Genomic DNA, 9,374 nt, shown 5'->3' with positions numbered 1-9,374 from the left:
GTGAGGAGCTGGATGCGGACACCTGCATTCGGCCAAGGTGCGCAGCGGGCCCACCGCAGGCGGTCAGCGTGATGCTCGACAGCCCCACAAGGAGAGGCATCCACCCGCGCATTTCAGCTCCCGCTCACCATCGACAGCGCTCGACAGATTCTACGATGCGCAGGCCGCTCTTGTGGCCGGGCTGCTCCTCGTATGGGGTTCTCCAGGACATTTCGGCACGTTCCCATCTCCTTCGGACTATCACCACCCTATCGGGCGGTATGTCCGGAATCCCTGGAGCACCTCACCGCCAACTGGTGGCTGACTTCATCATCAGCGCGGCCCGTTTCGAACGAGGCCGGGATCGAGCAGAAGAAGCGTGACCTATCCCAGGCCGACGCGGGACCCCGTGAGAGGACCTCCTCTTGGCGACGCCCGGGCCTTGGGCATTGGACGGTATTGGATTCCCGGTTCCGCTGACTCAGGCTACGGTCATCGTCACGGGTCCCGCCGACGCTCACGCCTGAACCTCCGGCGACGCCCAGCAACAAGATCACATCTTCTGGATCGTCTGACCGGCAGCCCCCGAGATCACGGCCAGTAAATCCATCACGAAATCGGCATCAAACCCTTATTTCTGCGGCGATGCCACTCCGGACGAGTGCGGCTGATCTGCAAGGTCATCGGCTCGCTCGGGCGATGACCTCCTCGGTCGTCAGCGGCGCCCTAGGGTGATAGGTCAGACACAGAGGTGTACGCACCTTCGTGAACTTCGCGCCTTCGGGTGCGACGTAGAACTGGCCGCTGCGAAGCGAACCGATGTCATCGGCCCTGCCGCCTTTGACGCGGGCCATCGCCTTCGCGGCCTCGATCTGTACATCCGCATTGAGCAGGCCGTAGAACTGTGTCGCGGCGTTGCCTGGGATCCGGTTGTGCAGGCCCTTAGGTGCCTGGGTCGCGAACACCAGCCCGAGCCCGTATTTCCGGGCCTGGGAAGCCAACGCGAGTGTGCTCTGCGTGCACGCGGTCATAGCGCCCGAGGGGGCGAAAATCTGCGCTTCGTCCATGGCGAAGAGCCCACCGAGGGGTAGGTCACCGGCGGGGTTCTTCTTGATCCAGGCAAACAGCGCCATCTGCAACTGGTTCACGAAGGACTGCCGCTCGGAGTCACTCTGTAGCCCCACGAAGCTGATGACCGAAACCCGGGCACGCTTTCCTGCGGCCGGAGTGAGAAGTCGCCCTGGATCGACTGGCTCACCTTCTCCTCCGAATAGCGGATCGGTCACAACAGCAGCCCGGAGCACCTGGGCAAGCCCATCCGCGATCTTCGCCGCTCCGCTGATCTGACTGATGTCTTCGGGGAAGTCTGCGAGCAGATTGATCAGCCCGTCGAGGCCGCCGTTCTTGTACTTTCCGAAGTGGACAACCGCCTCCATGAGCACCGCCCGAGCGACCTGGGACCTGCCGCTGCCGCCTTCCGCCTTCGCCCGTGGGGTGAGCGCCGCCATGGCGGCGTGAACGGCTTCGTTGAACTCGTCGACGTCGTCCCGGACGCTGGAGAAGTCGGGCAACGGCTGGAAGGCCAGCGGACGTCCCTTCTCCCTGCGTGGTGTCCAGACCACGACATCGGTGTCCGCGATGTAACGAGCCGCCCGGCTCCCGTCACCCGGGCCCCAGGCGGAAGGCTCCTCCGGCCATGCGTCGCCGAGACGGGCGAGGTCGTTGTTTGGATCGAGCACGATCGAGGACACGCCCTGAAGAGCGCATTCTTCGACGATTCGCCTGATCAGAACAGTCTTCCCCGAGCCGGATCCCGCGAAGATCGCGATGTGCTTACGAAGCGCCTCCAACTCGACGGAGACCAAATGCCCACCGTCTTCTGAGCGCCCCACGGTTAGCGCTGGCACCCCGACCGACCGGCTTTCCGGAGAGTCGTCCGAGGCCCCGGTCTCATGAGTCGGCAGAGGCTTCGCCTGCGCGGCCGGCCCTTCAGGGGTTTTTGGGGATCGAGGCTCCTGCGGAGCAGTCGGATCCGGCCAATCACCCAAAGCGTCCTTTAGGAACTTGAGGTCTGCGGTGGGCTTCCTGCTGGCGATCCACTGGTCGAGGTGTGGGACGCTCTCCGCGAAGAGATCCCGCAGGGCGCACAGCACCTTGAGGTCCTCTTGGTCGGCCGCGATCACCCGACCGCCCCTGGTGTGGAAGCCGGCAACTGCTTTCTGGGTGACGGGCCCGGAATTCCACGGAATGTTCCGGATGATGATCAACCGACGCTTGGGACTCTCCTCCGCGAGACCGGCTTTGAGCGCCGCCTTCCGGAGCCGAGTCAACGCCGCGAGATGGTGCGTGGCGGCGATGCCGCGGAACGCCCAGTGGATCTCATCTTCAGTCGCCTCGTTCAGGACTTGCTTGAGGCCAGCGTGAAGAGAGGTCTTCCGGCCCATCGGCGGGTCGACCCGGTAGCGCGCGCATGTCCCGCGTTTCTCCACGATCCAGGCCCGGAGGCCCGCCGAAATCAGGCCAGGAAGAACCGTGTCCTCCAGTTCGGAGTCCAGCGCTCCACTGATGTCGGCCGAGTCGGCCAGCATCGCGAACTTGATATCGATCGCCTGAAGCGCTTCCTCCTCGGGATCATTCTTTCCAAAACCATCGTCCACGTCCGAGGACGCGTCGAGGCTGTCCAGCTCAGTGATTTCGCCGCGCTGGAGCAAACACTTCTGGATGTGCTTGTAAAGACAGTCCAACACCTCACGCGGGGTGTAGAAGGGAGCCTGCGCGAAGGCCTCCAACTTGATCGGCCAGGTTGGATAGGGCCGATCAAAGCCAATGTTCTTGAAGTGCTCCGCGAGCCGCACGGTGACGAGCTCCGCCCCCACCTCAGGAGTCGGAATGCGCCGAAGGAACGTGGCCTTCCGAAAGCGGTCCTTGAAACTTTTGACAGCCAGCTCCTCAAGAATCGTCCACGTCTCAGGCAGACAGGAGAGAACCGTCAGGGTCCGGCTGGACACCTCACGGAGGTTGGTCAGCCCATGAGCGAACTGAAGAACCGCCGAGTTCGCCGGACTGTTGGAGCTGTTCTCAGCGAAGAGGCTGCTCTGCGCGATGAACGCGTCGAGTTGGTCGAAGGCCATGACGCTCGGGCCAGTCAACGCCAGCAGTCGGGAGATGTCACGGACGATCTCCTGTGGAGATTTGCGGACCTGCCGGAATCCCCACCCCAGTCGGTAGCTCTCGCCATCCTCGATTGAGTAGATGTAGGACTCACCTATGTCTGCCAGGGCACCGTCATTGGCCGCCAGGAGAACCAGAGCCCGAGCGACGTCTTGGGCCTCTCTGCCAACCCGGCGATCGATCTTGCACAGGGCCTCGATGAACTGATTGAGATCTTCGCGGGTGACCAGCTGGTTACCGATAATCGTCTGCTGGGTCTTTCGCGGGAGCTGCATCAGGCCCGTCAGATTGCGAAGAAACCGCTTGAGCTGTGTCTCCTCATCTGCGCCCACCCGAGCCAGCCCGTCTTGGATGGACACGACGGCGCTTTCCCAGAAGTTGCGGGCGTCGAGAATGCCCATGAGGAAGAAGTAGCCATCGCGTTGGATGGCCTGCTCCCGCAGCCAGCTCATCAGGTGCGTCTTCCCGCTTCCGGCGCCACCCTCGAGGACCACCCCGATGGGGCTGGTCACGGGAGAGCCGGCGGCGGCTTCCAGTCCCGAGCGAAGAGCATAGGAAGCCGCCGGGTGCATCTCGGGCACGTGGAAAGGAACCGGCTGCCAGACATCCTCACTGGCATTGACGGTCGAGACGATCTTGAGGCTATCCAGGGCATACCATTCGGTAACCATCATCACGCTCCGACGCGGAACTGATGGTTGGGCGTGCTGCCAATGATGATCGCGGCAGCGTGGTCTTCGGGCCTCAGGTCACCCAGAATCGCAACGGGCTCGATGTCCGCACGCCCCGCCAGCATCATGGTGCGCAGAACGTCGTCCTGGAAATCCCGATCGATGTCGGCCAGGAGGGGTCGTAGCTTGGTCATCGCGGCCCACCGGCCGGCTCCGGGCGTGATCTTCGCGTAGGCCTCGCGAATCCGGATTTCCACTTCCTCCGGCGACATCGTCTTCACCGGTGTCTGAACGGGTTCCTCGACGGCTGAGATCGCTGCTTTGGGCGCCAATAGGGACCGCAGATACAGAAGGGCCAACGCCTTGCCCGATCGGGAGGACACTGGGACTCCCTTGCGTACCTCCTCGATCGCGCGATCTTCGCCAGCCGGTGTGATCATGTACCACAGAGCTCGCTTGGCCTTGGTTTCCGACTCGATCAACTTGGCGTCGACGAGACCCGCACGGTTCTTGGCATCGAGCTCCAAGCCCCATTCATCCTTCAGATTCTTGTGGGGCAATGTGGTTCCGAGCTCCCTCAACACAAGCAGAGCTGCGACCTGCCGGTACGTGAGTCTTTCTTCGGGCATTAACCTGCTCCTTCGCTCAATCCGAGGCGTCGCGCCCGGAGGAATTCGTCAATGCGGCGCAGAACCCACCGTATGTCGCCCATCACCTGCTGGTTGGTGAATCGCAACACCGTGAACCCGTCACGTTCCAGGTGTCGGTCACGAATCTGGTCACGCTCCATTTGGGTGGACGTCGCGTGTTCCGGTCCGTCGAGTTCTACGACGCACTTCTCCCGGACCCATATCAGATCCGTGCGAATCATGACGAACAATGGGTCCTTGGACTTATATGTCTGATTCCAGATCCGGCCGTGAGCCCAATCGCACTCCGCCAGGGCCGCCTCCAGTGCCTGCTCCACCGCGCTCCCCGCGTGCGGCCTTCCGGCGATCGGCGGCACTCCCACCGTCGCGGTGAGCGGCGGTGCCGGCATCTCTCCGGCCAGTCTCCTGACCGCTGCGGGTACCTCCAGATAGAGAGTTTCGACGCGGCGCAGCTCGGGGCCAACGAGCCAGATCCCCATGCCGCTTCGGTGTGCCAGCCATTCGCATCCGGCAACCAGGAGCGTCTCTCCATGAGAGGTCAGCTTCTCCGGCACATAGATGACCAGCGCCGCCGATATGCGGCCGAACGTGGAGGCGATGACCTGAGCCAGACCAGCGGCCCGTGACTCCGCAGGGAACGATCGTCCCTTTGGACCTTGCCGCCCGGGAGCCAATGGACCGCGGTGCTGGATGGCCCGGGCGGCAAGGTCGGCCAGGAACGGTCCGAAATGACGGGTGTTTGAAGCAAGACGCATCGCAAGGATCTTCGCCGCCGCTATTCCGCCACCGCCGGGGCCGGAGAGCCGCTCCCCTCCGGGTAACCAGGCTGGGAAAAGCCCAATGGCCAGTATTTCCAGATCGTAGAGAATGGAGTCCACCACCTCTGAGGCCGAATTGCCTTCAGTTGCAGCGTAGGTGATGACGGCGGGGCCGGTCTCGGGTAAGGGGTTCAATAACAATTCCATCACATTGACGTCAATAATGGAATCGACTCCGGCAAGGCGGAGCACCCTCCCGACTGGGAGGTCGCCCCACGACAATGGCACACCGGCTCCCCTCTGGACACTCCTCTGAAAACGTGACTTTGCGAAGGGTATAAGGCACGCGAACGGACGAGTAGGAACTCCGAAGATCTCGTCCATTTCGGAGGTTACAAAACTATACAAACGGTCATCCTATGATGACGTATTCCGTGTTGTCTGAAAGCAAATTTGACTCCGGCCGGTTGCGAAACCTGATCCGGCGGTCCGGATAGCGACCATCGCGCCGATGATCTACAGCGAGCAACCAGGTAGACGGGGTGGGCGGATGGGTGGGCGGGCGGCGCGGCATCCTCACATATCGCCACTGAGCGAGTCTGCTGTTGAGCATGACCGCTAGCCTGCTGGATAGTCCGCAGGACCACCGGGAGCCCGAGCGCGACGATGCCCCAACCGGGCCCGACCGCGAAGCGGGAAGAGACTTTCGGCGAGTCTGGAGGTGCGCAGCTCGTGGCTGCTGCCGAGGACGTTGCGACGACGATGGGAGGTCTCGAACGCTATTGCTCCCGGGGGATGAGGGCTCGTCGGTCTAGGGACTGGACCCACTTGACCGCGACCGCCGCTACCTGGATGAGTTCGGTCCGCAGGCGGTCGTGATCGGCTTCGGCGAACGCCTCCAGGACTTCCTCGTGCAAGATGTGTCGCGAGGTCAGCTGGCCGTTGGCGGCGGCGTCGGCTACCGCGCGTTTGGCCTGGTCGGCCTCGGCGAGCGCTCGGGTCCGGTGCCGTCAATATGCTCCTGCATCCCCCACATAGCGTCCTGCGCGGCCCGTTCGGCGGCCACATCGGCCAGCACGCGGGTAAGCGATCCAGGGATGCCGTAGTCGCCGAGCTGGGTTATCGTGTCGGAGTCCATTCATCGGTCGCCAGGTGCTGGAGGGGTCGGCAGATCGTCCTGCGGGTCTTCGCGTCGTCCGACGCTACCGGCCGTGGGTGACACGGGTGGAGCCTCAGCGTCGGCAACCGCTATGCCGTCGTGCGGAGCGGTGTTGCCGTCAGACCATGGCATTCTGGTGCGCCGCCGTGAGTGATTCCAGCTGCTTGGCCATCCCGGTGGCCAGATCCACCGCCGGAGCCCAGCCGAGCAGACTCCGCGCCGCCGTCGGGTCGGCGCATGTAGCGGGGACATCACCACTGTGCGTGGCGGACAGCTCTCTGATCACTGGTCGTCCGATGAGGCGGCGCGTGTGGTCCACGACGTCGAGTAGGGAGAAGGTGGTGCCGGCGCCGACATTGATTACGCCGCTGGTGATGGAGGCTGTGGCGGCGGCGATCGTCGCGGCCACAGCGTCGAGGACGTAGGTGAAATCGCGTCGCTGGGTGCCGTCTCCGTAGAGATGAACAGTCCGGCCTTCGACGGCGGCGGTCAGGATGCGATGGATGGCCATGTCCTCGCGCTGGCGTGGCCCGAAGACGGTGAAGTACCGCAAGGCCACGACGATGGTGGGACAGTCCGGCCGGGCGGCGTGCGCCAGGCACAGCTGTTCTGCGGCGAGTTTGGTCACCGCGTAGGGCGAGGCGGGCCGGACCGGATCGCTTTCCTTGCTGGGCGTGCCGTCAGTGGGCCCGTAGACGCTGGACGAGGAGGCGACGACCAGGCGGGGAACCCCCAGCCGAGCGGCGGCCTGCATGATTCGTTGAGTGGCGAGGATGTTGCAGGCGACGTAGTCGCCAAACTGCGGGCCCCACGAGGGCCGGACGCCAGGGACCCCGGCCAGGTGGAACACAGCGTCGGCGTCCAGTAGGAGCGGTTCGACGGCGCAGTTGCGCAGGTCCGCTGTGATCGGGATGAAGCTGGGATGCTGATGAAGGGGGACCAGGTTGATGGCCGCGGCGCGGTCGGTTTCCGCGTTGCGGCGGTCGACACCGATCACGGTGACGCCGCGTTCTAGCAGCGCCTCAGCAAGGTGGGATCCGATGAATCCGGCGACGCCGGTGACCACCGCCCGGCGGAGCGGCGGGGAGTGGTGGTCCGCAGAGCACGAGGTTTCAGACAATGTGATCTCCAGTGGTCAGTGGAGTTGTGTGAGCAGAAGACGGCCGTGGCTGGTGAGTTGCGCGTCGTCGCGTTGGCGGCCTTGTACGAGAGCGGTGAGGGCTTCGATGGCCGCGAATTGCTGGATCAGCTGATCATCGAGGGCGGTCAGCGGGTGGCCGTAGCCGTCGAGGAACACCGCGCGCAGGTCGGGCGCGGCGGCCCAGTGGCGATGGGCAAGGCGGGCCAGATCACGCAGGCGGGCGTCGGGTCGCATGTGCTCGAAGTCGACGATTCTTACCGTGCCGTAGTCGGCCAGAAGCCAGTTACGCGGCTGGTAGTCCAGGTGGCAGATGGCGGCGTCCATAGTGGTGTCGGCCAGTGCGGTCGCGCGGGCCTCCATCTCGTTCCGCTGACAAGAAGTGATCAGGTTCGCGCTGCGGGCGCGATCGGCCCAGAGACTCAGGCGCTGTCCCAGGTAGGCCGCGATGGTCGTACCTGGCGCGACGGTCGGGATCTGGTGAATCTGACGCAGCGTCGCACCGGCGGCATGGTGCGCCTGCCGTTCGGCGATAGAGCCTGATGGCAGGAGGGCGGCGTTGCGTCCGGGCAGTTCGGTCAGCAGCAGCGACAGAGTCGGCGGGTCGGAGGCGATCAGCTGCGGTGCTCGGTCGCCCAGATAGGTAGTCCAGGTGGTGTAGGCGCGGGCTTCTCGCTCGAACCGGCCAGGATCACGATGTTGCTTGACCAGATAGCGCGTATCGCTGGCGTCGGTGAGCAGTAGCAGGTGCGGCGGCATGTCTGGGGAGGGCTGGATGGTGATCGGCCCGAGGTGGTGACGTGCGAAATGCAGGCGAGGATCGTGTGGACCCGCCATCACGAGCTGAGGGGCTGAGATCATTCCGGACAGCGGGATTTATGGTTGTACTTTACGACGCTAGCTGAAGCTCCGCGTACTCGTCGAGAACCTCGAACGGCGTCCGATAACCAACGGCCGAATGAAGTCGGCGCCGATTATAGAAGCCTTCGATATAGCGCATCACGGCCCGCCGCGCCTTCGCCCGGCTCGTGAATACGTACCGCTTCAACCACTCGTTCTTCAACGCCGAGAAGAACGATTCGGCCATGGCATTATCGTAGCATATACCGGTACGGCCGACGGACCTGCGAATGTCCAGCTTCTTCAACGCGATACCGAACTCGTCGGACGTGTAGTTCGACCCTCGGTCCGAATGGAAAATCGCATCCTTTTCGATGGTGAAGGTCTGCACCGCGCTCTCGATCGCCTCGACAATCAACTCGGTGCGGTAGTGATCGGCCACCGCCCAGCCCACCACGGCCTTGCTGTAGCAGTCGATCACCGTGGCCAAATAGCAGAATCCCTCCCAGGTCGGGATGTAGGTGATATCGCCCACCAGCTTGACGCCGGGGCGATCAGCGGTGAAGTCCTGCCTGACCAGGTCGGGGATGCCACGGAAGGCGCCCTGCTCGGTGGTCTTCGGCTTGTACGGCCGCACCTGCGCCGGCAGCAAGCCCAGCTCGCGCATCAGCACCCGCACCAGCTCATCAGAGCACTGCTCGCCTCGGCGCAGCAGCTCGGCGTGAATCCGCCGGTAACCGTACACCTCCTCGTACTCATAAAAAATCTCCTCGATCAGATCCTTGAGGAGTTCGCGACGCTGCGCGGTCGCCGAGGCCGGTCGGTCGCGCCACTCGTAATACCCCGAGCGGGACACCTCCAGCCACGCGCACATTTTCACAATCGTGTAGTTGGCCTTCTCCGCATCGATCAGCTCGAACTTCGCGGTCACCGATTGTTCTCGGCCGCGAAGAAGGCCGCGGCTTTTTTCAGGAACGAAAGCTTCTCGCGGAGCTCCTGGTTCTCTCG

6 protein-coding genes are annotated in these 9,374 nt (G+C 63.7%); all 6 read right to left on the bottom strand.

The annotated features are described in order from the left end of the window. Nucleotides 1-659: 659 nt before the first annotated feature. Nucleotides 660-3,824, bottom strand: coding sequence for an ATP-binding protein (locus AB0O34_RS27335; RefSeq protein WP_363920068.1), 3,165 nt, complete (start codon nucleotides 3,822-3,824; stop codon nucleotides 660-662). After that, nucleotides 3,824-4,450: a hypothetical protein gene (locus AB0O34_RS27330; RefSeq protein WP_363920066.1), complete on the bottom strand. Its 627-nt coding sequence runs from the start codon at nucleotides 4,448-4,450 to the stop codon at nucleotides 3,824-3,826. Before AB0O34_RS27330 ends, AB0O34_RS27335 begins: the two co-directional genes overlap by 1 nt. Next, nucleotides 4,450-5,481 carry a DUF559 domain-containing protein gene (locus tag AB0O34_RS27325; protein WP_363920064.1) on the bottom strand — a complete coding sequence of 344 codons (1,032 nt, stop codon included), beginning with the start codon at nucleotides 5,479-5,481 and terminating at the stop codon, nucleotides 4,450-4,452. Before AB0O34_RS27325 ends, AB0O34_RS27330 begins: the two co-directional genes overlap by 1 nt. A 1,025-nt stretch (nucleotides 5,482-6,506) precedes the next feature. Further along, on the bottom strand, nucleotides 6,507-7,454 hold the full coding sequence (locus AB0O34_RS27320; protein WP_363920061.1) for an NAD-dependent epimerase/dehydratase family protein: 948 nt from the start codon (nucleotides 7,452-7,454) through the stop codon (nucleotides 6,507-6,509). A gap of 69 nt (nucleotides 7,455-7,523) precedes the next feature. After that, a complete protein-coding gene (locus AB0O34_RS27315) occupies nucleotides 7,524-8,387 on the bottom strand; it encodes a phosphotransferase (protein WP_363920059.1) in 864 nt (287 codons plus the stop codon). 28 nt (nucleotides 8,388-8,415) lie between these two features. Beyond that, on the bottom strand, nucleotides 8,416-9,374 hold a 959-nt coding region (locus AB0O34_RS27310), incomplete at its 5' end, for an IS3 family transposase (protein ID WP_363920057.1).

Origin of the sequence: Sphaerisporangium sp. NPDC088356, from assembly GCF_040685555.1 — a bacterium.
Lineage (GTDB): Bacteria > Actinomycetota > Actinomycetes > Streptosporangiales > Streptosporangiaceae > Sphaerisporangium.
Note: the sequence above shows the minus strand (reverse complement) of the source record. Positions and strands in the feature narration are given on the sequence as shown.